The organism is Actinomycetospora succinea (assembly GCF_004363095.1).
Lineage (GTDB): Bacteria > Actinomycetota > Actinomycetes > Mycobacteriales > Pseudonocardiaceae > Actinomycetospora > Actinomycetospora succinea.
The window spans coordinates 415,262-437,246 of record NZ_SNYO01000004.1; the positions used below are offsets into that span (position 1 = coordinate 415,262).

Annotated in this window: 27 protein-coding genes; 10 read left to right on the plus strand and 17 right to left on the minus strand. The window is 74.6% G+C overall.

Annotated elements, in window-relative coordinates; translation table 11 throughout:
- Positions 1–6: 6 nt before the first annotated feature.
- Positions 7–1,557: a class I adenylate-forming enzyme family protein gene (locus EV188_RS17095; protein ID WP_166659927.1), complete on the minus strand. Its 1,551-nt coding sequence runs from the start codon at positions 1,555–1,557 to the stop codon at positions 7–9.
- Positions 1,558–1,622: 65 nt separating this feature from the next.
- On the opposite strand from EV188_RS17095, the gene EV188_RS17100 reads away from it, so the two are divergent.
- From EV188_RS17100 to EV188_RS17110, 3 genes are all read left to right on the plus strand, one after another.
- A complete protein-coding gene (locus EV188_RS17100) occupies positions 1,623–2,528 on the plus strand; it encodes a pseudouridine-5'-phosphate glycosidase (RefSeq protein ID WP_133827468.1) in 906 nt (301 codons plus the stop codon).
- An 85-nt stretch (positions 2,529–2,613) separates the two neighbouring features.
- On the plus strand, positions 2,614–3,468 hold the full coding sequence (locus tag EV188_RS17105; protein ID WP_133827469.1) for a GAF and ANTAR domain-containing protein: 855 nt from the start codon (positions 2,614–2,616) through the stop codon (positions 3,466–3,468).
- Positions 3,469–3,505: 37 nt separating this feature from the next.
- Positions 3,506–4,318 carry an adenylate/guanylate cyclase domain-containing protein gene (locus EV188_RS17110; protein ID WP_133827470.1) on the plus strand — a complete coding sequence of 271 codons (813 nt, stop codon included), beginning with the start codon at positions 3,506–3,508 and terminating at the stop codon, positions 4,316–4,318.
- Positions 4,319–4,382: 64 nt separating this feature from the next.
- Here the strand turns inward: EV188_RS17110 and EV188_RS17115 are convergent, their stop codons facing one another.
- Together EV188_RS17115 and EV188_RS17120 are read right to left on the minus strand one after the other, a co-directional pair.
- Positions 4,383–4,724, minus strand: a complete 342-nt coding sequence (locus EV188_RS17115) for a hypothetical protein (protein WP_133827471.1) — start codon at positions 4,722–4,724, stop codon at positions 4,383–4,385.
- Between the two features lie 130 nt (positions 4,725–4,854).
- Positions 4,855–5,835 carry a helix-turn-helix transcriptional regulator gene (locus tag EV188_RS17120; protein ID WP_133827472.1) on the minus strand — a complete coding sequence of 327 codons (981 nt, stop codon included), beginning with the start codon at positions 5,833–5,835 and terminating at the stop codon, positions 4,855–4,857.
- 263 nt (positions 5,836–6,098) lie between these two features.
- On the opposite strand from EV188_RS17120, the gene EV188_RS17125 reads away from it, so the two are divergent.
- The 5 genes from EV188_RS17125 to EV188_RS17145 all read left to right on the plus strand — a co-directional run bounded on the left by EV188_RS17125 (position 6,099) and on the right by EV188_RS17145 (position 9,727).
- Positions 6,099–6,431, plus strand: a complete 333-nt coding sequence (locus tag EV188_RS17125; RefSeq protein ID WP_133827473.1) for a DMT family transporter — start codon at positions 6,099–6,101, stop codon at positions 6,429–6,431.
- Positions 6,432–6,444: 13 nt separating this feature from the next.
- Complete coding sequence (locus EV188_RS17130) at positions 6,445–6,996, plus strand: TetR/AcrR family transcriptional regulator (protein ID WP_208114236.1); 552 nt, start codon at positions 6,445–6,447, stop codon at positions 6,994–6,996.
- A 66-nt stretch (positions 6,997–7,062) separates the two neighbouring features.
- Positions 7,063–7,269, plus strand: coding sequence for a hypothetical protein (locus tag EV188_RS17135; RefSeq protein WP_133827475.1), 207 nt, complete (start codon positions 7,063–7,065; stop codon positions 7,267–7,269).
- A 132-nt stretch (positions 7,270–7,401) separates the two neighbouring features.
- Positions 7,402–8,187, plus strand: coding sequence for a CYTH domain-containing protein (locus EV188_RS17140; protein WP_133827476.1), 786 nt, complete (start codon positions 7,402–7,404; stop codon positions 8,185–8,187).
- 34 nt (positions 8,188–8,221) lie between these two features.
- Positions 8,222–9,727: a CoA-acylating methylmalonate-semialdehyde dehydrogenase gene (locus EV188_RS17145; RefSeq protein ID WP_133827477.1), complete on the plus strand. Its 1,506-nt coding sequence runs from the start codon at positions 8,222–8,224 to the stop codon at positions 9,725–9,727.
- 7 nt (positions 9,728–9,734) lie between these two features.
- Here EV188_RS17145 and EV188_RS17150 read toward each other — a convergent pair whose 3' ends face one another.
- From EV188_RS17150 to EV188_RS17170, 5 genes are read right to left on the minus strand one after another with little or no spacing between them, the layout of a single operon-like run.
- On the minus strand, positions 9,735–10,076 hold the full coding sequence (locus EV188_RS17150; protein ID WP_133827478.1) for a hypothetical protein: 342 nt from the start codon (positions 10,074–10,076) through the stop codon (positions 9,735–9,737).
- Positions 10,077–10,117: 41 nt separating this feature from the next.
- Positions 10,118–10,792 carry an MBL fold metallo-hydrolase gene (locus EV188_RS17155; protein ID WP_243741768.1) on the minus strand — a complete coding sequence of 225 codons (675 nt, stop codon included), beginning with the start codon at positions 10,790–10,792 and terminating at the stop codon, positions 10,118–10,120.
- Positions 10,793–10,804: 12 nt separating this feature from the next.
- Positions 10,805–11,443: a Dph6-related ATP pyrophosphatase gene (locus EV188_RS17160; RefSeq protein WP_243741769.1), complete on the minus strand. Its 639-nt coding sequence runs from the start codon at positions 11,441–11,443 to the stop codon at positions 10,805–10,807.
- The gene (locus EV188_RS17165; RefSeq protein WP_133827479.1) at positions 11,443–12,981 is read right to left on the minus strand and encodes a class I adenylate-forming enzyme family protein; all 1,539 of its coding nucleotides are present in this window, start codon (positions 12,979–12,981) and stop codon (positions 11,443–11,445) included. The genes EV188_RS17160 and EV188_RS17165 overlap by 1 nt, the downstream gene beginning before the upstream one ends.
- Before the next feature lie 4 nt (positions 12,982–12,985).
- On the minus strand, positions 12,986–13,636 hold the full coding sequence (locus tag EV188_RS17170; protein WP_133827480.1) for a nitroreductase family protein: 651 nt from the start codon (positions 13,634–13,636) through the stop codon (positions 12,986–12,988).
- A gap of 137 nt (positions 13,637–13,773) precedes the next feature.
- Here EV188_RS17170 and EV188_RS17175 point away from each other — a divergent pair, with 137 nt between their 5' ends.
- Positions 13,774–15,648: a flavin-containing monooxygenase gene (locus tag EV188_RS17175; protein ID WP_133827481.1), complete on the plus strand. Its 1,875-nt coding sequence runs from the start codon at positions 13,774–13,776 to the stop codon at positions 15,646–15,648.
- Positions 15,645–16,268: a TetR/AcrR family transcriptional regulator gene (locus tag EV188_RS17180; protein WP_133827482.1), complete on the plus strand. Its 624-nt coding sequence runs from the start codon at positions 15,645–15,647 to the stop codon at positions 16,266–16,268. The genes EV188_RS17175 and EV188_RS17180 overlap by 4 nt, the downstream gene beginning before the upstream one ends.
- Here the strand turns inward: EV188_RS17180 and EV188_RS31710 are convergent.
- The 9 genes from EV188_RS31710 to EV188_RS17220 all read right to left on the minus strand — a co-directional run bounded on the left by EV188_RS31710 (position 16,238) and on the right by EV188_RS17220 (position 21,930).
- On the minus strand, positions 16,238–16,405 hold the full coding sequence (locus EV188_RS31710; RefSeq protein WP_166659928.1) for a hypothetical protein: 168 nt from the start codon (positions 16,403–16,405) through the stop codon (positions 16,238–16,240). The genes EV188_RS17180 and EV188_RS31710 overlap by 31 nt on opposite strands.
- A gap of 31 nt (positions 16,406–16,436) precedes the next feature.
- A complete protein-coding gene (locus EV188_RS17185; protein WP_133827483.1) occupies positions 16,437–17,636 on the minus strand; it encodes an alpha/beta hydrolase family protein in 1,200 nt (399 codons plus the stop codon).
- An 83-nt stretch (positions 17,637–17,719) separates the two neighbouring features.
- Complete coding sequence (locus tag EV188_RS17190) at positions 17,720–18,163, minus strand: hypothetical protein (RefSeq protein ID WP_208114237.1); 444 nt, start codon at positions 18,161–18,163, stop codon at positions 17,720–17,722.
- Between the two features lie 100 nt (positions 18,164–18,263).
- Positions 18,264–18,704 carry a DUF1707 SHOCT-like domain-containing protein gene (locus tag EV188_RS17195; RefSeq protein WP_166659929.1) on the minus strand — a complete coding sequence of 147 codons (441 nt, stop codon included), beginning with the start codon at positions 18,702–18,704 and terminating at the stop codon, positions 18,264–18,266.
- 43 nt (positions 18,705–18,747) lie between these two features.
- Positions 18,748–19,563, minus strand: a complete 816-nt coding sequence (locus tag EV188_RS17200) for an MOSC domain-containing protein (protein WP_133827485.1) — start codon at positions 19,561–19,563, stop codon at positions 18,748–18,750.
- 72 nt (positions 19,564–19,635) lie between these two features.
- Positions 19,636–20,367 carry a hypothetical protein gene (locus tag EV188_RS17205; protein ID WP_133827486.1) on the minus strand — a complete coding sequence of 244 codons (732 nt, stop codon included), beginning with the start codon at positions 20,365–20,367 and terminating at the stop codon, positions 19,636–19,638.
- Between the two features lie 156 nt (positions 20,368–20,523).
- A complete protein-coding gene (locus EV188_RS17210; RefSeq protein ID WP_133827487.1) occupies positions 20,524–21,042 on the minus strand; it encodes an SRPBCC domain-containing protein in 519 nt (172 codons plus the stop codon).
- The gene (locus EV188_RS17215; protein WP_133827488.1) at positions 21,017–21,361 is read right to left on the minus strand and encodes an ArsR/SmtB family transcription factor; all 345 of its coding nucleotides are present in this window, start codon (positions 21,359–21,361) and stop codon (positions 21,017–21,019) included. The genes EV188_RS17210 and EV188_RS17215 overlap by 26 nt, the downstream gene beginning before the upstream one ends.
- Positions 21,362–21,414: 53 nt before the next feature.
- Entirely contained in the window at positions 21,415–21,930 is a 516-nt protein-coding gene (locus EV188_RS17220) for an isochorismatase family protein (protein ID WP_133827489.1), read from the minus strand.
- Positions 21,931–21,985 lie beyond the last annotated feature (55 nt).

The following is a 21,985-nucleotide window of genomic DNA, read 5'->3' on the forward strand; positions in this document are numbered from 1 at the left end:
CTCCCATCAGCTCGGGGCGTGGGCCAGGATCGCGGCCCGGTCGGGCTTGCCCTGCTCGGTGAGCGGGACGTCGTCGACCGGCACGACCACGAGGCTCGCGGCCACGGCCTCGCCGTGCTCGCCGGCGACCGCGTCGCGGCAGGTCTGCGGGTCGATCCCGGCGCCGTCCCACGCCTGCACCGCCACGACGCGCCGGTCGCCGTCGACCACGCACACCGCGTACCGCACGGCGTCGGTCCGCATCAGCGTGTCCTCGACGCCGGTCGGCGTCACGAGCCGCCCGTCGACGACCGCGCAGTCGGCGGCGCGCCCGAGGATGTGCAGGTACCCCTCGGCGTCGAGGCGGCCGAGGTCGCCGGTGCGGTACCAGCCGTCGACGAAGTGCTCGGCCTGCTCGCCGGGCCGGTTGCGGTAGCCGTGGGCCATGGCGGGCGAGCGCACCTCGATGGTGCCGAACTCCGGGTCGAGCGCGCCGTCGGTCCCGGATGCCGCGGAGCGGCGGAACCGCACCTCCACGCCGGGCAGGACGCGCCCGGCGCTGGTGGCGCGTCCGGGGTCGTCGGGGTCGTACTCGGCGGGCCGCAGCGCGCTGACGATCCCCATCTCGCTGGCGCCGTAGGTGTGCGCGACGACGGGGCCCAGCCGCGCGCGGGCGCGACGGCGCAGCGTGGGCGGCGCCGACGCCCCGATGTGCGTGAGGGTCCGCAGCGTCGAGAGGTCGCGGCGGGCGAGGTCGGGGTGGTCCATGAGCGCGACCAGCTGGGGCTCGACGAGGAACAGGTCGGTGATGCCCTCGGCCTCGATCTGCTCGAGCAGCGCCGCGGGCTCGGAGTCGTCGCGCAGCACCACCGTGCCGCCGCCGATGATCGTCTGGGCGACGAGGATCTGCGTCAGGTACGCCTCCGCGCCGGAGGCGAGCTGGCGGCGCTCCGGGCGGTGCGGGGTCGCGACCGCCGCGGCCCAGGCGGCGACGTCGCGCACGCTGCTCTTCGGGATGCCGGTGGTCCCGCCCGACGACAGCACGGTGCCGAGGTCCGACAGGTGCGACCGTGACGCGAACGGCTCGGACGACTGCGCGGCGGCGAGCTCGTCGAGACGGCGCGGGACGCCCTCGACCGGGCCGACCGCGACGACCGGGGCCGCCGTCGCCGGCAACCAGTGCGCGGTCTGCGGGAACACGACGACCAGCGCCGGGTCGATCTGCTCGAGCTGGCGGGCCCGCCGGTCCGCCCCCGGCGGCGCCGACAGGTACACCGCGCCGGCGTCGATCAGGTGCGTCGCGTAGCGGACCGCGAGCGCGTCGGGGCGGTTCGGCCCGTACTGGGCGACGATGTCGCCGGGCCCGATGTCGAGGCTCGCCAGCGCCCGGGCGTAGCGGTGGACGAGCGCCAGCAGCTCGCCCCCGGTGGTCTCGCCGTCGGGGTGGCGCAGGACGACGCGGTCACCGGCGTCGCGCAGGGCGCCGACGATCTGCTCGACCGAGGGGTGGACGCCGGGGGCGGTGGGAGAGGCGGTGGGAGAGGCTGTCGTCCGGATCGTCCCCGCCGTGTTCGTCACGTTCCGTACCGTTCCGGGCGGGGTCCTCATGATCCAGCGGCCGAACGGGTGAGGGGGAGTCGCCGATGTCGGTGGTCGTGTCGGACGAGGTGCGCGCCGCGGTCGACGCCGGGCGGCCCGTCGTCGCCCTCGAGACGACGATCGTGACCCACGGCCTGCCGCGGCCCCGGAACCTCGAGGTCGCGCGCGAGGCCGAGGCGCTGCTGCGGGAGGCGGGCGTGGTGCCCGCGACCGTCGGCGTCGTCGCCGGGCGGCCCGTGGTCGGGCTGGGAGACGACCAGATCGCGCACCTCGCCGAGGGCGACGGCGTCGAGAAGCTCAGCGTCCGCGACCTGCCGGTGGCCGTGGCCCGCGGTGTCGACGGGGGCACGACGGTCGCCGCGACGGCGCTGCTCGCCCACCGCGCGGGCGTGCCGGTGTTCGCGACGGGCGGGCTCGGCGGCGTGCACCGCGGGGCGGCGACGACCTTCGACGAGTCCGCCGACCTGGTCGCGCTCGCCGCGGTGCCGATCCTCGTGGTGTCGGCCGGGGTCAAGTCGATCCTCGACGTCCCGGCGACCCTCGAACGGCTCGAGACCCTCAACGTCACCGTGCTCGGCTACCGGACCGACGCGTTCCCGGGCTTCTACACCCACGACGCCGAGGTGCCCGTGCCGGCGCGGGTCGAGGATCCGGGGGAGGCGGCGGCGGTCGTGCGCGCCCGCGACGCGCTCGGCCTGACCGGGGCGGTGCTGCTCGCCAACCCGGTGGCGGCCGAGGCGCAGCTCGACGTCGAGGAGCACCGGGCGGTGCTGGACGCGGCGCTGGCGGAGGCCGCCGCGCGCGGGATCGCCGGCCACGACACCACGCCGTTCCTGCTCGACCACGTCCACCGCGCCACCGAGGGGCGCAGCCTCGACGTCAACGTGGCGGTCTACCGCGGGAACGTGGCGCTCGCGGGCCGCGTCGCGACCGCGCTGCGGGTGGTGTAGGCGACGGGGGACTCGGGTACGCGCCGGGCGCCCGTTGCGGGCACGATGAGGACGACGGCAGCCGATCGGGGCGAGGGGAGATGCTGTGACCAGCCAGAGCAGTGAGGTCGACTGGGACGCCGAGCGGTCGGCGTTCGTGGCCGAGGACGCCACCCTGCGCGCCCAGGGCCACGACGACTACCCCCGCAACGGGACGGTGCCGTCCGGCGGCCCGAGCATCGGGCTGCTCTCCCACGCGGTCGGCGACCTCACGCGCGAGCTGCTCGCGACCCCCGGGACGGTGGCGATGGACGCGCTCCTGGGGCGGGTCGTCGACCTCAGCGCCCGGGTCGTCGCCGGCGCCGACGTGGTCAGCGTGACCCTGCGCCGCGGCGGCAGCGACGGCTACTCGACGCCGGCGTACTCCGACGAGCTCGCGGTCCGGCTGGACGCGCTGCAGTACGAGTACGAGGAGGGGCCCTGCGTCCGCGCGCTCGAGGCCGGCGGGCTCGGCGTCACGGGCAGCGAGGACCTCGCTCACGACGCCGCCTTCCCCCGCTTCGGTCCGGCCGCCGCGGAGATCGGGGCGAACAGCGTGTTCGCGGTCGGGCTCTTCCCGGTCGGCGAGAAGCGGCCGCTGCGGGGCGCGCTGAACTTCTACCGCCGCCGCACCGGGGGCTTCGGGCAGGCCGAGCGGGAGGCCGCGCTGCTGCTCGCCGCGAACGTGTCGACGGCGCTGGCGTACGTGACGGTGACCGAGAGCGCCGAGCTGCACGACATCCAGTTCCAGACCGCGCTCGACTCCCGGGACGTGATCGGGCAGGCCAAGGGCATCCTCATGGAGCGCCGTGGCCTCGACGCCGCGGCGGCGTTTGACGTGCTGCGCCGGGCGTCCCAGGACCTCAACGTCAAGCTGCGCGACGTCGCGGCCACGCTCGCGGAGCGCCGCGCCGACCTCTGAGCGGCGCCCCGATCGGCGCGTGGGTGAGGATCACCGCATGGCCGACGAGGACGAAGCCGGGAGTCGTGTCCAGCGGACCCGCGAGGCGCTGGGCCGGGCGGGACGGCGGATGCGCGAGCTCGACCGCTCCGACGGGCTGCGCACGGCCGTGCAGCGCGTGCGCCGCGCCCTGCCCGGCGACGCGCACTTCGGCGACCCGCTCTCGCTCGGCGGCGCCCGGCACGCGGAGTTCGCGGGACGCGCGGTCGTCGGGCTCACCGGTGACCGGCCGGGCGTGACGCGCGAGGTCGGGCTCGGCGGGCTGCAGCTGTGGCAGGCGGTGCTCGAGCGCTTCGGCGGCGGGGTCGGGGAGCGCGAGGTCGTGCTGGTCTTCACCGACCTCGTCGAGTTCTCGCGCTGGGCGCTGGAGGCCGGCGACGACGAGGTGCAGCGCGTGCTGCGCGCGGTGAGCGAGGCGTGGGAGAAGCCGGTGACCGACCGGGCGGGCGCGGTGGTCAAGCGCCTCGGCGACGGGATGATGGCCGCGCTCGCCGACCCGGCCGCCGCCGTGGAGGCCGTCTTCGAGGCCCGGGACCGGCTCGCCGGGGTGCAGGTCGCCGGCTGGACCCCGCGGATGCGGGCGGGCCTGCACCTCGGGCGCCCGCGCCGGGTGGGCGGGGACTACCTCGGCGTCGCCGTCAACACCGCTGCCCGCCTCGGCGACCGGGCGGGGACGGGCGAGGTGCTCGTCAGCGGCGACCTGCTGTCGCGTCTCGACGAGTCGACGCTGACGGTGCGCCGCAAGCGCTGGCACACCAAGCTCAAGGGCACCCCGGACGACCTGCAGATCTTCGCGATCGACCGGCCCTGAACACGCCGATGTGAGCGGTTTCTGCCCCTATAGGGGCGGAAACCGCTCACGTGGGCCGGAGGGATCAGGCGAAGCCGTCGGGGTCGGTGCGGACGGTCTCGTAGGTGCCGTCGGCGTCGGTGTCGATGGCGGCGCTGTCGAAGTCGCCGTCGTTGTCGGTGTCGACCAGGATCGTCTCGCCGTAGCCGTCGGCGTTGGTGTCCACGACGCCGGTCTCGAAGGTGCCGTTGTGGTCGGTGTCGGCGACGACGGTGTCGACGCGGCCGTCGCCGTCCTCGTCGGTGGAGGTGGACTCGAGGTGGCCGTGCTCGTCGAGCTGGTAGGTGCCGACCACGCTGCCGTCGGCCTCGTAGATGTTGCCGTCGGCGGCGAAGTGGCGGTCTCCGGCGGTGGTGTCGGCGCTCATGATCGGTGCTCGCTCTCTGTCAGTGCTCGGTGCCCTCGTGGTGGGCGTTCGGCACTGTGACGGTGCGAGCGGGCGGGGATGTTCCTGCCGGAGCAGGGAATTCTTTCCGCGAGGCGGCGACTACGCAGCGTCAGTGGCGCAGCGTCGCGCTCGGCGAGCGGCCGTAGGCCTCGCGGTAGATCACCGAGAACCGGCCCGGGTGGCCGAAGCCCCAGCGCGCGGCGATGGCCTCGACGCGGTCGCCGCGCGTGGGGTCACCGGCGAGCAGGTCGCGGTGGGCGCTCTCGAGGCGCACGCGGCGCAGGTACTCGAGCGGCGTGATGTCCCGGTGGCGCCGGAACGCCAGCTGCAGCGACCGGGCCCCGATGCGGGCCGCGTCGGCGATCTCGGTCAGCCCGATGTCGTCGCCGGCGTGCGAGTCCATGAACTCCACCGCGCGGCGCACCGTCGCCGGCTCGGCGTGCCCCGCGGAGCCCGTGGCCGGGTCGATGAGCACCTCGAGGGCGGTGTTCGGGAACGTCGAGATCAGCGTCGTCGCGAGGTGGCGCATCGTGTTCGCCCGGACCAGCGGCGCGCCCATGAGGGCGTCGGCGCTCAGCACGTCGTCGTGCACGTGGGTGCACAGCCGGGACCAGTGGTCGGCGAGGGCGAGCGACACCGGCGCCGCGGAGGTGAACGTGACGGCCTCGGGCTCCAGCCCCGACAGCTCCGCCCCGATCCGGCTGACCTCGTCGTGGTCGAGCACCGCGGTCTGCACGGTGACGTCCTGCCAGCCCGTGTCGTAGTCCGACCAGGTCGGCGTGAGCTTGAGCGTCCCGCCGACGAAGCCCGAGCCGTCGTCGACGTGGTGGGGCCCGCCCGCGAGGTTCTGCACGACCACCAGCGCCGACGGCGGGGCGCAGCGGGCCCGGACCGGCCCGGAGTGACGCAGCCGGCCGATGCCGAACAGGTCGGTCGTCGCGACCTCGGTCCAGAACGTGAACCCGGCGGCGTCGGTCTTCTCCGGCCGGAAGTCGGTGTAGGTGTCCCGGAGGTACTGGTTGGCGGCCTCGGGGTCGGTGCTCGCCCACTGGTACCGCGTGACCGGTTCCGGTCGGCTCCCGCCCGCCATCCTCACGCTCCCTATCCGATCGTGCGCGATCGATTATGTCCGACCGATCTCGTTCGGGCGACAGATCCGTGACCGTCGTCTTCCCACGTCGGCGCGGCGTCAGACGAGGACGTGACGAACGTCGGATACGGGGCGGATCCGCGTGAGATCCGCATGAGGTCCGCGTCAGCTCCGGGCGGTGACGTCGGCGACGCCGGTGGCCACCGGGGGAGCCTCGCACGTAGAATCCTGGGCAGACGACCTAATTGTTGGGAGGGACGGCCGTGGCGTACCTGCTCCTCGCTCTGGCGATCGCGACGGAGGTCGTCGCGACGATCTCGCTGAAGCTGTCCGAGGGCTTCACGCGGCTCGTGCCCTCGATCGTCGTGGTCGTCGGCTACCTCGCGGCGTTCGCGCTGCTCTCCCAGGCGCTGGCCCGCGGCCTCGGCGTCAGCGTCGCCTACGGCATCTGGGCGGCCGCCGGCGTCGCGCTCGTCGCCGTGGCCGGAGCGGTCTTCCTCGGCGAGTCGCTGACCTGGGTCCAGGCCGGCGGCATCGCGCTGGTCATCGGCGGGGTGCTCGCCCTCGAGCTCGGCGCCCACCACCCGGCGGCGTAGCACGATGAGGGCCGTGGTCGACGAGACCGACGGACGGCGACGCAAGGGCGAGGAGCGCCGCCGGCTGCTGCGCGAGGCGACGATGCGCGTCATCGGCCGGGGCGGGGTGGCCGCGGTGACCCAGCGCGCCGTCGCCGCCGAGGCCGGGATGACGCCGAGCCTCGTCAGCTACCACTTCCCGACCGTCGACGGGCTCCTCTCGGCCACCCTCGCCGCGGTCAACGACGACTGGGTCGCGGCGCTCGAGCGGTGCGCGGAGCACGACGACCCGCTGCCCGCGCTCGCGGCCCTCGTCGCGGACGGCGCCGTCGACCCGAACCGGACCGTCGACGCCGAGTACGAGCTCTTCCTGCAGGCGGGCCGGCGTCCCGCCCTGCGCGGCGAGTGGGTCCGCTGGACCCGCGCGCTCGACGCCGTGCTCGTCCCCGTCGTGCCCGACCCGCACCTCCGCGCGGCCGCCGCGGCCGCCGTCGACGGGCTGTTCCTGCGCTGCTGGTGCGACCCCGCCGAGTGGTCCGCCGCCGACGTCGAGGAGGTCCTGCGGGCGCTGGTGCCGGGCCGGTAGATCCCGCTACGGTCAGTGTTCACCGGTGGCCCGTCCGGGCGACCCCCGAACACCGCGGATGCGACGATGAAGAAGCTCGCCGAGCTCCTGGTCTGTTTCCTGCACCCCGTGGCCGTGGTGCTCGTGTGGCTCAACCTCGTGGTGCGCCCGGAGCTCAGCGGTACGGCGAAGATCGTGTGGGCGGTGCTCGCCCTGGTGCCGATCGTGCCGTTCGTCTACGTGCTCACCGGCGGCGAGCTGTGGGAGAGCTCGAAGAAGTCGGCGATCCGGTAGCCACCCCCGGGGTCGCCCGATGGTGTGGCGGGTGTGGGCAGGATCTCCTACGGTCGTGGCGACCGCGGTCGAGAAGCCCGCCGCGACGCCCCTCGACCGCCGACGACGACCTGGTTCGTGGCAGGAGCGCGCATGCTCGAGTGGTCCGACGTGTCGTCGGGCACCGACCTCGCGGCCGCCCTCGGGTTCCCACCCCCGGAGGACGTCGCCTGGGCCCGGGTGGTCGACGGCGACGCCGAGAGCGTCGAGCTGAAGGTCCTGCTCACACCCCGGCCCGGGTCGACGGTGCACCTGGTCGGCCGCCACGGACGCGTCCGGACACGCCGGCTGCACCTGCTCGACACGCCCGACCTCGGGCTCGCGCACCGCGGCGTCCACGTGCGTCTGCGCGACCGGGGACGCGGCCGCTGGGACCTCACGGTCCGCGTGCGCGGCGAGGACCCGGTGCCCGGCGGCGCGCCGCCCGCCGCCTCGCGCATCGAGCTCGACATGCTGCCCGGCCTCGTCCACCGCAGCACCGAGATCCGCGCGGCCCTCGACGTCGAGCGCGCCCTGGACGTCCGCGATGAGCGCGTCCCCGTGCAGAAGGTCCTCACCGACGACCAGGAGGCGCTCCTGCAGGGCGCCGCGGGCGACCTCGGGAGCGAGGAGCTCGGGGTGTTCGGGCCGCTGGTCATCGAGCGGGCCTCGGTGCCGCGCTCGCTCTGCGGGATCGCCCACGCCCGGCACGAGCGCTTCCGCTTCCCCGGCGGCCGTGTGCTGGAGGAGTTCTCCGCGCGCTGCGCGCCCGCCGACGCCTGCCGCACCGCCGAGGACGTGGCGGTCTTCCTCGCCACGCACGGGCTGGTGCCCGCCCCGCCGCACCGGTCGAAGACCACGATGTGGACCGAGCAGCTGCGCCGGGCCCCTCGGCGGTAGGCCGATCCGCGGCAGGGCGCCTAGCCTCGGAGGCGTGAGCACCGTTCTCCAGCACTGGGCCGGCGGCGCGGTCCTCGAGTCCACCGGCGAGCGCGCCGGCGACGTCACCGACCCCGCGACCGGCGAGGTGACCCGGCGGGTCGCGATGGCCACCGAGGCGGACGTCGAGGCCGTCGTCGGGGCGGCCCGCGAGGCGTTCACGGGCTGGCGTGACACGTCGCTGGCGCGGCGTACGCAGATCCTGTTCGCGTTCCGCGAGCTGCTCAATGCCCGCGCCGGCGAGCTCGCGGCGATCATCACCGCCGAGCACGGCAAGGTGCTCTCCGACGCCGCCGGCGAGGTGGCCCGCGGCCAGGAGGTCGTGGAGTTCGCCTGCGGGATCTCGCACCTGCTCAAGGGCTCGGCCACCGAGAACGCCTCGACCGGGATCGACGTGCACTCGATCCGCCAGCCCCTCGGCGTCGTCGGGATCATCAGCCCGTTCAACTTCCCTGCCATGGTGCCGATGTGGTTCTTCCCGATCGCGATCGCCGCGGGCAACACCGTCGTGCTCAAGCCGAGCGAGAAGGTCCCGTCGGCGGCGCAGTGGATGGCCGAGCTGTGGCGCGAGGCGGGGCTCCCGGACGGGGTCTTCAACGTGCTGCACGGCGACGGGACGGCCGTGGACGGGCTGCTGACCCACCCCGACGTCAAGAGCGTCAGCTTCGTCGGGTCGACGCCGATCGCGCGCCACGTCTACGAGACCGGCACCGCCCACGGCAAGCGCGTCCAGGCCCTCGGCGGGGCGAAGAACCACGCCGTCGTGCTGCCCGACGCCGACCTGGACATGGCCGCCGACCAGGCGGTCAACGCCGGGTTCGGGTCGGCGGGCGAGCGCTGCATGGCGATCTCCGCGGTGGTGGCCGTGGGGTCGGCCGGCGACCCGCTGGTGAAGAGGATCGCCGACCGGGCCCGGGGCCTGGTCACCGGCGACGGCCGGCGCGGCGCGGACATGGGCCCGCTCGTCACGCGCGCGGCGCAGGAGCGGGTGTCGTCCTACGTCGACGCCGGCGAGGCGGCCGGGGCGACGCTGGTGGTCGACGGGCGCGAGGTGTCGCCCGACGCCGAGGGCGCGGGGTTCTTCGTCGGCCCGACGCTGTTCGACCACGTCACCACCGACATGTCGATCTACACCGACGAGATCTTCGGGCCGGTGCTGTCGGTGGTCCGCGTCGACACCTACGACGAGGCCGTCGCGCTGATCAACGCCAACCCGTACGGCAACGGCACCGCCATCTTCACCCACGACGGCGGCGCCGCGCGCCGCTTCCAGCGCGAGGTGGAGGTCGGCATGATCGGGATCAACGTGCCGGTCCCGGTGCCGACGGCGTACTACAGCTTCGGCGGCTGGGGGAGCTCGCTGTTCGGGGACACCCACGCCCACGGCACCGAGGGCGTGCACTTCTTCACCCGCGGCAAGGTCGTCACGAGCCGCTGGATCGACCCCGCCCTTCGTGGTGGGCCCGGCGAGCTCGACCTCGGGTTCCCCCGCAACGTCTGAGGACGGCTCACCGCGCCGGGTGCCACCGCCGGATCGCCTCGTAGACGAGCGCGCCGCCCGCGGCGACGGGGAGGTCGACGACGCCGAGGACGAGCAGGGCCGCGCCGCCGAGGTAGACCGGCGTGCGGTGGGGGAGCACGCGGCGCACCACCCCGGCGGCGTCCGACGCGACCTCGACGACGGAGTCGGTGACCCCGCGCGACGGGGCAGGTGCGGCGGGGCGCGCGACGCGCTCCGGCGGACCGGCCGGGGGCACGCTGCCGTTGTCGTTGATCGGCGCGTCCGGGGCCGTCAGCGCGGTCGCCACCGGGTCCTCGGGGGGCTTCTTGTCCTTCTGGTCCTCGGCCATCGATCGACGCTACGCCGCTCGGGACGGGGTGGGCAGCGGTCTCACGCCTCGACCGCCCGGGCCCACCGGTCCGGCGCCGCGACCGGCCGGCCGTGCAGGGCGACGACGAGTGCCGGGCGCAGGGCGGCCAGACGGCGGCGCGACGCAGCGGCCTGCTCCGGGTCGTCGTGCAGGCCCCGGGGCAGGGGCAGCCACCGCGGCGAGCGCGGGTCGCCGGACACGTTCACCGGGCCGTCGCCGACCACCAGCACGCGGTCCTCGGCGCGCCACAGCGCCAGGGTGCCGGGGCTGTGGCCGGGCACGGCGAGCACCGCGAAGCCGGCGACGCGGTCGCCCTCGACGAGCCGGCGGTCCACCGGGCGCCGCTCGCGGGCCAGCGGGGCGAGCACGGCCCGGCCGAGCGCGCCGGAGTGCGTGTCGAGCCGTCCCTCCTCGAACCGGCCCGCGTCGGCCTCGCCCATCGCCAGCGGTGCGCCGGTCTGCCGGCACAGCCAGGCCGAGGAGCCGACGTGGTCGCCGTGCGCGTGGGTCACGGCGTGCTCGGCGACGTGCCGGCCCCGCAGCATCACCGCGAGCCGCCGCGCCGACCAGGGGAACCCCGCGTCGACGACGACGTCGCCGTCGGGCCCCTCGATCAGCACGGTGTTCAGGAGGGCGGCGGGCGCGAGGGCGCCGAGGTGCACGCCGTCGGCGACCTCACGGAGCTGCGGAGCCACGTCGGGAGCCTGTCAGGTCCCGAACGTCGCCACCACGAATCCGTCCCGCTCGGCCGTGCCCGTGACCGGCGCGTCCACCGGGTGCCGGAACCCGGGCCCGTCGGTGACCACCGTGTGGAACTCGCCGTTCTCCCCGCACGGGTCGACGCCCGCGGGGAGGTCGTCCACGAGGTCGTGCCACGCGCGGCCGACCCACGCCGCGGGCACGCGCGCCGGGTCGACGCAGACGACCGTCGCGCGCACACCGCCGTCGATCATCGCCCGGGCCAGCGGCCCGGTCGCCCGCTCCCAGAGCGGGAAGCGCGCGGCGAGCCCGGTGCCGGCGAGGGCCTGCTCGCGGTAGGCGCGGATGTCGGCGAGGAAGAGGTCGCCGTAGAGGATCTCGGTCGCCCCCAACCGGACCCACGACGCGCGCGTCCGCTCCTCGTAGACGTCGTTCGGGCACGGGGAGGGCAGCTCGACGGTCTCGAGGGGCAGGCCGAGCGCCGCGGCCTGGGCGCGCACGAGGGCGAGCGGGACGTGGCTCGCGACGACCAGGCCGTCGGCGCCGACCGTCGTGTGCAGGCCGGCGACCTCGGTGTCCTCCCGCGCCACGGCGAGCGCGTACGCCGAGTCCTTGCCGCCCGACCAGCTCATCCAGGCGGCGGGCATCAGGCCGGCGCCGCGTCCCGCAGCCGCCGCTTGAGGACCTTGCCCTGCGGGTCGACCGGCAGCTCGTCGACGAGGTGCACCGCCTTCGGCACCTTGAAGGTCGCGAGCACGGCCTTGCAGTGCGCCACCAGCTCGTCGCCGGTCAGCTCGTGGCCGGGGCGGACCACGACGAACACCGTGACGGCCTCGGACCAATAGGGGTCGGGCATGCCGACGACCGCCGCGCGCTCGACCGCCGGGTGGCCGTGGACGACGCGCTCGACCTCCTGCGAGGACACGTTCATCCCGCCCGACTTGATCATGTCCTTGACGCGGTCGTGGAAGAACAGGTTGCCCTCGGCGTCGATGCGGACCATGTCACCGGTGCGCACCCACCCGCCGCGGAACGCCTGCTCGGTGCGCTCCGGGTCGTCGAGGTAGCCGAGCATCGCCGACGGCGAGCGGCAGATCAGCTCGCCGACCTCGGCGTCCCGGTCGTCGGCGTCCACCACGCGGATCTCGAGGTGGGTGACCGGCTTGCCGATCCACGTCGGGTCGCCGCCGGGGACGTCGTCGAGCGTGCGGAAGAACCCGACGGTGCCGAGCTGCGAGAGCTCCGACTGGCCCCAGTAGGTGCCCCACAGCACGTCCGGCGCGGCCGCGGACCAGGCGTCGATGACGTGCGGCGGGATCTGCCCGCCGTAGGTCATGCACCGGCGGACCTGCCCGACCGTCGCCGTCCCGAACGCCTCCTGGGCGGCGAGGGCGATGTAGAAGGTGGGGGTCTGGGCGATGACCGTGACCCGCTCGCGCCCGATGACCTGCACGGCGGTGGCCGGGTCGGCCGTCGCCGGCAGGACGAGGGTGGCGCCCATCAGCGTCAGGCTGGTCATCGACCCGAGCCCGGCGATGGTGTGGAACGGCATGACGAACAGCCAGGTGTCCGCCGGCCCGGTCTGCAGGCCCCAGCCCCAGGCGGGGGCGGTGGAGGCGAGGTAGTTGCGGTGCGGGATGAGCACGCCCTTGGGGGCGGCCTCCGTGCCCGAGGTGTAGACGATGAGGGCGACGTCGTTCTCGTCGAGGTCGACGTCCGGCTCGTCGGCGGGCTGCTCGGCCAGCAGCCCGTCGAGCTCGGGGCCGTACTCGAGGCGTGCCACACCGTCGGGCAGCACGGCGGCGAAGGCGCCGTCGACGAGCACGAGCCCGGCGCGGCTGTGCCCGAGCTGGTGGGCGACCTCCGCCTCGCGGTAGAGCGGGTTGATCCCCGTGAACGCGGCCCCGATCTTCAGGGCGCCGTAGTAGGCGGCGACGACGTCCACGCTGTTGCGCGCCATCGACGCGATCCGTCCGCCGCGCCCGATGCCGCGGGCGGTGAAGAGCTGCGCGTACCGGTTGGCGCGCTCGTCGAGCGCCCCGTACGTCGTCTCCGTGCGCGTGCCGTCGGCCGTGTAGGCGATGAACGCGACCTTGTCCGGCTGGGTGCGGGCGTGGCGGCGCAGCTGGTCGCCGATGGTGGCGCGGCCGAGCAGCGTGCGGTGGTGCGGGGCGAGGTCGGGCACGGTGTCAGACCCCGGCCCCGGCGAAGTAGGGCGCGCCGTAGGTCTCGGCGGAGACGATCTCCTCGACCGCGGACCGGGTGAGCTTGCGCGGGAAGCCCTTGGCCGGGTAGCCGATCGCGACGTGCGCCGCGGTGATGACGCCGTCGGGGAGCTCGAGCAGCTCGCGGACCTGCGGCTCGTGGTGGCACAGCAGGGTCGTGACGGCGGAGCCGACGCCCTGGTCGCGCAGCGCGAGGCAGAAGTTCTGGACCGTGGGGTAGATCGACGCCCCGCCGACGACGGAGAACCGGTCGAGCTCGAGGTCCGTCGGGTGCAGCCCGTCGATCTCGGCGCACACGACGACGATGGCCGGCGCCTGCGCCAGGTGCTCGGCGAAGTGGTCGGCGTCCTGGACGGTCTTCGGCAGCGCGCCGACGTTGACCGAGCCGTCGCCGATCGCGCCGAGGTAGGACTTCCACAGCGGCAGGTAGAGGTCGGCGAGGGCCTGCTTGCGGTCCGCGTCGCGCACCACGACCCAGCGCACCGGCTGGCGGTTCCCGCCCTGCGGCCCGAAGCGCGCCGCGTCGAACGCCCGGTAGAGCACGTCGTCGGGGACCGCGTCGCCCGTGAAGTACCGGCAGGTCCCCACGGTGCGCATCGCGTCGGTCAGCTCCATCGCCGCCACCTGCCTATCCGCAGTTAGGTTCGTTGAGCAGAATCGTGCTGTGGGCCACTCAGGCTGTCAAGGATCGCGGCCATGGACGGCGACGGCCGCGGATCGCTAACCTAACCGCCGACAGGGAAGGAGCACGGATGACTGCCGACCCCACCCTCGCCCGCGCGCTCGATCACGCCAACCTGCCCTCGCTGCTGCCGGTGCTCGTCCAGCTCACCGGCGACCGCCGCTGGTTCGAGGAGCCCTACCGGCCCACGCGCAGCCGCGGCATGGAGAACAACGACGGCGGCGGCTTCCCCGACGAGGTCGCCGACGAGATCCGGGCCGCCGTGCTCGACGCCGTCCTCGCCCACGAGGCGGGCGCCCCGGTCGCGATCCCCGCGCCCACCGGCGAGCTGCTGACCGAGCTGCTGACCCTGGCCAACGGCGAGCCCACGCCGCCGGAGTACGCCGACATGCTCGCCGAGGACCTCGGCTTCGTCCCCGAGCCCGCGCCGACCGTGCCCGCCGGCGCCGACATCGACGTCGTGGTCATCGGGGCCGGCGTCTCCGGCGTGCTCGCCGCGATCAAGCTGCGCGAGGCAGGCGTCGAGCACGTCGTCCTGGAGAAGAACACCGAGGTCGGCGGCGGCTGGTGGGAGAACACCTACCCGGGCGCCGGCGTCGACACCCCGAGCCACCTGTACTCGTACTCGTTCGCCCCCCGCGACTGGAGCACCCACTTCGGCAAGCGCGACGAGGTCGAGCAGTACCTGCGCGAGGTCGCCGACGCCCACGACGTGCGCCGCGCGATCCGGTTCGGCACCGAGGTCGTCGGCGCCGCGTACGACGAGGCCACCGCCACCTGGCGCGTGCGCACCGCCGACGGCGAGGTCGTCACCGCGCGCGTGCTCATCAGCGCGACCGGGGCGCTGAACCGCCCGAAGCTCCCCGCGATCCCGGGCCTCGAGACGTTCACCGGGCGCCTCTTCCACACCGCCGAGTGGCCCGACGACCTCGACCTCACCGGGCGGCACGTCGCCGTCGTCGGCGCCGGGGCCAGCGCCATGCAGGTCGTGCCCGCGATCGCCGGCACGCCGGACAAGGTCACCGTCTACCAGCGCTCGCCGCAGTGGGTGGCCCCCAACGACGTCTACTTCACGCCCATCGAGGACGCCGTGCACCACCTCATGGGGCGGGTGCCGTTCTACCGCGCCTGGTACCGGGCGCGGCTGGCGTGGAACTTCAACGACCGCGTCCACCCCACGCTGCAGGTCGACCCCGAGTGGGAGCACCCCGAGCGCTCGGTCAACGCGGTCAACGACGCGCACCGCCGCGTGTTCACCCGCTACCTGGAGGCCGAGCTCGACGGCCGCCCCGACCTGGTCGCCAAGGCGCTGCCCGACTACCCGCCCTTCGGCAAGCGGATGCTGCTCGACAACGGCTGGTACCGGGCGCTGCGCCGCGACGACGTCGAGCTGGTGACCGAGGGCGTCGCCGAGGTCACGCCCACCGGGCTGCGCGGCGACGGCGGCACCGAGACCGCCGCCGACGTGGTCGTCATGGCCACGGGGTTCCACACCCACCGCTACCTGTGGCCGATCGACATCCGGGGACGCGACGGCGTCGGGCTCGCCGACGTATGGGGGCCCGAGGACGCGCGCGCCCACCTCGGGATCACCGTGCCGGGCTTCCCGAACCTGTTCATCACCTGCGGGCCCGGCACCGTGCTCGGCCACGGCGGCAGCTACATCACGATCGCCGAGTGCCAGGTGCGCTACATCGTCGACCTGCTCGCGACGATGGCCCGCGAGGACCTGCGCGCGGTGGAGGTGCGCCCGGAGGTGGAGCGCGAGTACACCCGCCGCCACGACGACGCGCACGCGCGGATGCTCTGGACCCACCCGGGCATGACCAACTGGTACCGCAACGCCGCCGGCCGCGTCGTGTCGACGATGCCCTGGCGGATCGTCGACTACTGGCGCATGACCCACGAGGCGGACCTCGCCGAGTACGCGGTCGAGAAGCGATGACCACCGCCCGCAAACCCACCGGCGAACGGCGGACCGAGATCGTCACCGCCGCGGCCCGGATCTTCGCCGACCACGGGTACGCGGCCGTCGGCATGCGCGACATCGCCGACGCCATCGGTATCCGCGGCGCCAGCCTCTACCACCACTTCTCCGCCAAGGAGGAGATCCTCTACGCGATCTGCCTGACGGTCACCCAGGAGCCCGTCGAGCAGAACCTGCCGCTGCTCGACGCCGCGGGCACGCCGACCGACCGGCTGACCGCGCTGGTCGGCGCCCACATCCGCCACCTGCTGCACCGGCGCGTCGAGTACGTCGTCGGCCGGCACGAGCGGCCCGCCCTCACACCCGAGCACCGCGCCGACATCGAGGGCTACCTGCACTACTACAACCGCCGCGTGCGCGACGTCCTCGTCGCCGGCATGCGCAGCGGCGAGTTCCGCACGCTCGACCCGGGCCTCGCCGCGCTCGGCATCCTCGACATGCTCAACGGCGTCAGCGGCTGGATCCGGGGCAGCGCCGATGCCGACGCGGACGACGTCGTCGCCAGTCACACCGCGCTGCTGCTCGGCGGCCTGCGGAGCCGGGAGGCTCAGGTCGGGGAGGCCTCCTCCTCGTCGTAGGGCTCCGGGTGCTCGTTCCTCCGGGCCACGGCCTCGCCGACGACGCCGGCGGCCTCCTCGACCCTGTCGTCGTCCGTGCCCCCGTCCCTGCCCTCGTCCTCGAGCCGGCCGTGCTGGGGCGTCTGCGGTCCTGTCATGGGGCCGGGCTACCCGCGGCCCCCCGCGACGTCACGCGGGCAGGTGCGCGGCGAGGAAGTCGGTCATCACGGCGCCGACGAGCCCGCGGGCCATCGGCTCGCAATGCCGGTTCGCGCCCTGCTCCGCGGTGAACCGGACGATCTCCTTCGTGCCGGGCAGCGCGTCGTGGAGCTCGCGGGACTGCCCGCCGAAGAAGTCCTCGTCGTCCGGGTCCGTGATCAGCAGCGGCGTGGTGATCCTGTCGGTCAGGCCCTCGAGGGTGAAGCGCTGCGCGGCCGCGAAGACATCGTACGGCGTGTCGCCGCCGTACGGCTTGGCGCGGAACGCGAACGTGCGCGCCCGCACCGGGTCGGCCGGGCCCGAGGCGATCGCCGTGTTGAAGCCGTCCCTGTCGCCGGCGCGGAGCAGGTCGAGGAGCTGCGCCGGGATGGTCCGGTTCCAGCTGCGGGCGACGTCGACGACCCCGCCGTCGACGACGGCCGCGGCGAACCGGTGCTCGAAGGCCAGCGCGCGCGGCAGCCAGTAGCCGCCCTGGCTGATGCCGTAGCCGACCAGGGCGCGCGCATCGACGTCGGGGCGGGCCACCAGGGTGTCGACGACGGGGGTCAGCACGGCCTCCCAGTCGTGCCGGAACGGGATGTCGCGCTCGAACAGCAGCGACTGCTGACCCGGGCCGTCGAACACGACGGCGTTCCACCCGCGGTCGAGCGCGGGACGGATCGCGGTGGCCCACAGCCCGGAGAGCGCGCCGTCGCTGCCGTTGGTGACCACGAGGGTCGCACGCGCGGCGCCGCTCGCGTCGGGACGGAACAGGTAGCCGGGCATCGCCACGCCCTCGGAGGCGAGGTCGATCGGCAGGTGGCGCCCGTCCGAGCACGCGACGAAGGCGTCCCAGGCGGCGCGGTGCGCGCGGAACGCCGGCAGCAGGAGCGAGGTGTCCTCCATGCCGTCGACGAACGCGAACGACTCGTCGTGGAAGGCCGACGACGCCAGGTAGAGGTGCGCCGCGGTGCCGAGGCGCCCGGCCGCGCGGGCCGCGTCGGCGGCGCGGGAGAGCTCGTCGGCGCGGCCGTGCCAGGCGTCGTACCAGGACGTGGCGTCGCCGTCGGTCGTGTCGGCGATGGCCTCGAGGACCATGCCGACGTCGCCGACGCCCATGCCCGCGTGCCCGAGGGCGGTGCGGGCGGAGAAGTCGAAGGCGTGGTCGGTGAAGAGCGGCTTCATGGGCATGGCTCGACCGTGCCGCCGCCGGCCGGTCCGGGACATCCGCCATTCCGCCCCCGTGCGGGGCGCGGTCCGGCGATCACCCAGGGTCAGCGCCGGCGCAGCACCATCGCGGTCGTGATCAGCAGGACGATCGTGCCGACGGTCTCGACGACGAGCGTGGTCGGCGCCAGCTCGTAGTCGAGGCTCGACTCGATCCCGAACAGGCCCACCGTCAGCGCGAGGACCAGCGCGGCGAGCGTGCCGGCGAGGAACAGCAGGCCGAGCACCGTCGAGATCACGAGCAGCTGGCCGCGCGTGATGACCACGGCGATCGCGAGGACCAGCCCGCCGAGGGCGTTGAGGATGAAGAGGTTCCCGAGGAGCCCGCCGGTGCCGCCCCACATCGCCAGGTAGAGGTGGATGCCGCCCATCGCCAGCAGCGCGACGGCGCTGAGCACCTGCCAGAGCATGGTCGAGCGGCGCTCGCCGCGCGCGATCCGGACCGTGGGCGTCTCACCCTGACCGAGGGGTCCGCCCGCCGCGTGTGCCATGCCCGCCACCCCGTCCCTGCCCGACCGTGTTGGAGGGCGATCGTCCTCCGACGGGACCCCCGGGTCGAGAGGGCGACGACACCGGCGACCCGCTACGGCGTCACTTCTCGTCCCGGCCGTCACTCGCGTCACGGCGGGAGCTCGCGAAGAGCGCGCCGCCGAGGGGGATGAGCAGGAAGAAGACCCAGGCGTTCGGGATCGGGACGGTGAAGAACAGGACGAGCGCGATGATCGGTAGCGCCCCGCTGATCACCGGCCCGTAGCGGGCGAGGACCCCGGGCTCGCGGCGGGCCGGGGTGGCGGCCGCCGGGGTGGCGGTGGCGGGGAGCGGCGCCTCGCCGGGCAGCGGCGGGTGGGGCGGGGGGAGGTCGGCGAAGAGCGGCCGGAGGTCCTCGACCGTGCGCGCCTCGGCGGCGCGGGCGCTGCGCTCGCCGTACTCCTCGGGGTCGAGCCGCCCGGCCTCGAGGTGCTGGTCGAGGGCCGCCATCGCCGCGTCACGGTCGGCGGTGCCGATGCGGGGCGAGGGAAGCGGCTCGCTCATGGTCGTCAGCATGCCACCCGGGGCCCGGGGCGGTCGGCCCTCGTCAGTGCACGGTGACCGTGGCGCCGACCCGGAGCTCGCCACCCTGCGTGACCTGCGCGTACGCGCCGGCACAGGGCAGGACCCCGAAGCCGGTGACCTCGACGCGGTTGGCGCGCATCGGCTCGCGGACCGCGTGCGGGGAGCGCGGCAGCGTGCCGTGCTCGAGCGTCGGCACCGAGCACCGCGGCGTCGGGAGCGACACCTCGAGGGTCACGGTCGTCCCGTCGGGCCCGGTGAGGTGCAGCTCGCGCCCGAGCCAGGTGTTCTCGACGTAGGGCGGGGTGCCCTCGGGCGTCGCGATGACGAGGTTCGGCCGGTAGCGCACGTACTCGACGCCGATCTCGTCCAGCGTCGCGGTGGTGATCAGGTGGACCGGGGAGTGGTCGACGAACGACGTCCCCGTCGTGCCCTGCGCGATCTCCAGGGTCGGTGTCTCGACCTCCGCCTCGACGCCCTGGTCCAGCACGTGCTCCGGGTCGGGCCGCTCGACCGCCGCGGCGTCCGGCCGGTCCGCGGCCACCCGCACGCGGCGGCCGAGCTCGTCGGCCAGCGTGTCGGTCACCCACGGGTCGAGGGCGTCGCGCGTCCAGCCCGCCGGCGAGGTGATCCGGACGCGGCCGTCCTCCGCCACCGCGGAGTAGCGCAGCAGGTCACGCCAGCGGCGCGGGTGCTTGGCCGTCGCCACGTTGCCGGTGTCCTCGTCGATCAGCGCGAGGGCGCGGTCGCCCTCGAGCCCGCCGTGGTCCACCCGCGAGCCCTCCAGGGGCTCGCCGAGCATGGACTTCACCGGGTACCGCCACAGCGCCGTGATCTGCATTCGCCGTCCCTGGTCGCTCTCCCACCCCCCGTACCCCGCGACCGTATCCGGCCGCGGGGGTCACCGGTGGCGTCAGCCGCGCTGCGAGATGCCCGTCATGCACCAGCTGCCGTCGGTCACGCCGAGCACGATGTCGGCGGGCAGGGTCTGCGTCTGGCCCTGGGCGCTCAGGGTCAGGTTGACGGGCGCGCGGGCCTGGGTGTCGAGCTCGAGGGTCGGCGGGCCCGCCGGCTGGGCCTGCTGGATCAGGCCGAGCGCGTCCGGCGGGAACGGGTTGGTCGGCGTGCCCTGCTGGTTGCGGCAGGACACGGCGTCGAGCTGTCCCGCGTCCTTCGCGGCGAGGGCGGACGTCGCCTGCTCGGCCACGCCGTCCGGGGAGCCGGGGTTGATCGCCCACCCCGGGAACAGGAACGCCGTCACGGCGAGCGCGACCACCGCGACGACGGCCACGGTGGTGGCGGCGATGAGCGCCCACGGGCGGGCCGGCTCGTCGTCGTCCTCGTCGTCCTCGTCGAGGAAGTCGTCGTCCTCGTCGACGTCGAGGGTGTCGTCGGTGCCGGTGGCCGCGGTGGGCTCGACGTCGACATCGGTGTCGTCCGCGGTCTCGTCGTCGGCCTCGGTCGCCGTGTCCTCGACCTTGTCCTCGACCTTGTCCTCGACCTTGTCCTCGGCCGGGGCCTCGGTGTCGGTCTCGGTCTCGGTCGGCGTCCCGGTCGCGGTGTCCGTGGCGTCGGTGTCGTCCGTACCGTCGAGCGCGTCGGCGCGCTCGTCGGTCAGGGTCTCGCTCCGGCCGGAGTCGGCCATCGTCAGTCCTCTCGCGGTGCTCCGACGGGCTACGACGGGCGCCGGGTGGGGTGCCGTGTCAACCCCGCACCGTGCCTCATCCCGGCCGGGGCGCCCGCACCCGGGGGCACGGGCTCCGGCGATCAGCCCCTGCTCGTCCCCGATGTCCGCCTCGCGTCAGACCGCCTCCGCCGCCGCCGTGAGGCGCCCGAGGATCTCCTCCCAGCCGCGCACGAACGCGCCGCCCAGGTAGCCGCCGGGGCGCGCGCAGTCCTCGCCGAGCTGGGCGTCGGACAGGGCCTCCCAGCCGCGGTGCTCCACGGCGACGCGGGTCAGCGCCGGGCCGAGGACGGTGAACGTCAGCTCCACCTCGGTCGGCACGGGCGTCATGTTCCAGGTCATCACCAGGCGCTCGGGCGGCTCCCAGGCGAGCAGGTGCCCCCAGTCGCACTCGGTGCCGTCGTCCCACTGCTCGTAGACGCGGCCCTGCACACGGGGTTCGACGTGCACCGAGCGCACCCGGTCCTTGCCGGCGGAGTAGGGCTGCAGCGGCCACCACTGCCCGATCGTCGCGACGAAGACCTCGAACGTGTGCTCGCGGCTGCTGCGCACCATCGTCGACTGCCGGATGGGCGGGCGGCGCAGTGTGGTGACCTCTGCGCCGGTGACCTCAGCCCGCGGCGTGGTGCTCGTCATCGGCGATCCCCCTGTCGTGCTCCACCAGCCGGCGGGCCGTGTCCAGCGACGACGCCCACATGTCCTCGAGGAACTCCCGCAGCCCGTCGAGCCCCTCGGGGCGGGCGCGGTAGAGCCGCCGCGTGCCCTCGCGGCGCTCGGTGAGCAGCCCGGCGTCCTTGAGCACCGTGAGGTGCTGGCTGACCGCGGGCCGCGTGACCTCGAACGCCGCGGCGATCTCGCCGGCGGAGAGCTCGTCGTGGGCCACCAGGCGCAGGATCGAGCGGCGCCGGGGCTCGACGAGCGCGCGCAGTGTCACGGTCTCCGGGTCGTCGTCCACGCGCGCCTCCTTCCGTCAGCAACGACGAACGTTAGCGCACGTGGACGGTCGTGTCACTTGACGAGCGTCAGCACCTCGCGGAACGCCGCGTTGTCGCTCGAGCCCAGCCACTCGAACACGACCATCTCGGTGGTGACGACGTCGACGCCGTGCGCGCGCATCCGCTCGAGGGCGCGGTCGCGGTTGGCCTCGCGGCGGCTGCCCACCGCGTCGGCGACCACCGCGACGTCCCGGCCCTGCGCCCGCAGCGCGAGCACGGTCTGCAGCACGCACACGTGGGCCTCGCACCCGACGGCGACGATCGTCCCCGGACCGGGGTCGATCCCCGCGGCGAAGCTCGTCTTCGCGATCGCGGGCTCCGGCAGCAGGGCCGCGGTCGCCGGCACGGTCGGGCCCAGGCCCGCCGGGTTCTGCTCGGTCGCGGTTACCCCGATCCCGAGACGCGTCGCCGCCCGCACGAGGCGCCCGGCGTTCTCGACCACCTCGTCGGCGCCCGCGATCACGGGCATCAGGCGTTCCTGCAGGTCGACGACGAGCAGCGTCGAGTCCGCCGCGGAGATCAGGGGCACGGGACGACCGTAGGCGCTGCCCGCGGTTGACGGGACCGTCCCGGCGCCGTAGGGC

Coding starts and splice junctions, on each gene's coding strand:
- EV188_RS17100 (WP_133827468.1), top strand. CDS start 1,623: ATGTCGGTGGTCGTGTCGGACGAGGTGCGCGCCGCGGTCGACGCCGGG.
- EV188_RS17110 (WP_133827470.1), top strand. CDS start 3,506: ATGGCCGACGAGGACGAAGCCGGGAGTCGTGTCCAGCGGACCCGCGAG.
- EV188_RS17115 (WP_133827471.1), bottom strand. CDS start 4,724: ATGAGCGCCGACACCACCGCCGGAGACCGCCACTTCGCCGCCGACGGC.
- EV188_RS17120 (WP_133827472.1), bottom strand. CDS start 5,835: ATGGCGGGCGGGAGCCGACCGGAACCGGTCACGCGGTACCAGTGGGCG.
- EV188_RS17135 (WP_133827475.1), top strand. CDS start 7,063: ATGAAGAAGCTCGCCGAGCTCCTGGTCTGTTTCCTGCACCCCGTGGCC.
- EV188_RS17140 (WP_133827476.1), top strand. CDS start 7,402: ATGCTCGAGTGGTCCGACGTGTCGTCGGGCACCGACCTCGCGGCCGCC.
- EV188_RS17150 (WP_133827478.1), bottom strand. CDS start 10,076: ATGGCCGAGGACCAGAAGGACAAGAAGCCCCCCGAGGACCCGGTGGCG.
- EV188_RS17160 (WP_243741769.1), bottom strand. CDS start 11,443: ATGCCCGCCGCCTGGATGAGCTGGTCGGGCGGCAAGGACTCGGCGTAC.
- EV188_RS17170 (WP_133827480.1), bottom strand. CDS start 13,636: ATGGAGCTGACCGACGCGATGCGCACCGTGGGGACCTGCCGGTACTTC.
- EV188_RS17175 (WP_133827481.1), top strand. CDS start 13,774: ATGACTGCCGACCCCACCCTCGCCCGCGCGCTCGATCACGCCAACCTG.
- EV188_RS17180 (WP_133827482.1), top strand. CDS start 15,645: ATGACCACCGCCCGCAAACCCACCGGCGAACGGCGGACCGAGATCGTC.
- EV188_RS31710 (WP_166659928.1), bottom strand. CDS start 16,405: ATGACAGGACCGCAGACGCCCCAGCACGGCCGGCTCGAGGACGAGGGC.
- EV188_RS17185 (WP_133827483.1), bottom strand. CDS start 17,636: ATGCCCATGAAGCCGCTCTTCACCGACCACGCCTTCGACTTCTCCGCC.
- EV188_RS17190 (WP_208114237.1), bottom strand. CDS start 18,163: ATGGCACACGCGGCGGGCGGACCCCTCGGTCAGGGTGAGACGCCCACG.
- EV188_RS17195 (WP_166659929.1), bottom strand. CDS start 18,704: ATGAGCGAGCCGCTTCCCTCGCCCCGCATCGGCACCGCCGACCGTGAC.
- EV188_RS17200 (WP_133827485.1), bottom strand. CDS start 19,563: ATGCAGATCACGGCGCTGTGGCGGTACCCGGTGAAGTCCATGCTCGGC.
- EV188_RS17205 (WP_133827486.1), bottom strand. CDS start 20,367: ATGGCCGACTCCGGCCGGAGCGAGACCCTGACCGACGAGCGCGCCGAC.
- EV188_RS17210 (WP_133827487.1), bottom strand. CDS start 21,042: ATGACGAGCACCACGCCGCGGGCTGAGGTCACCGGCGCAGAGGTCACC.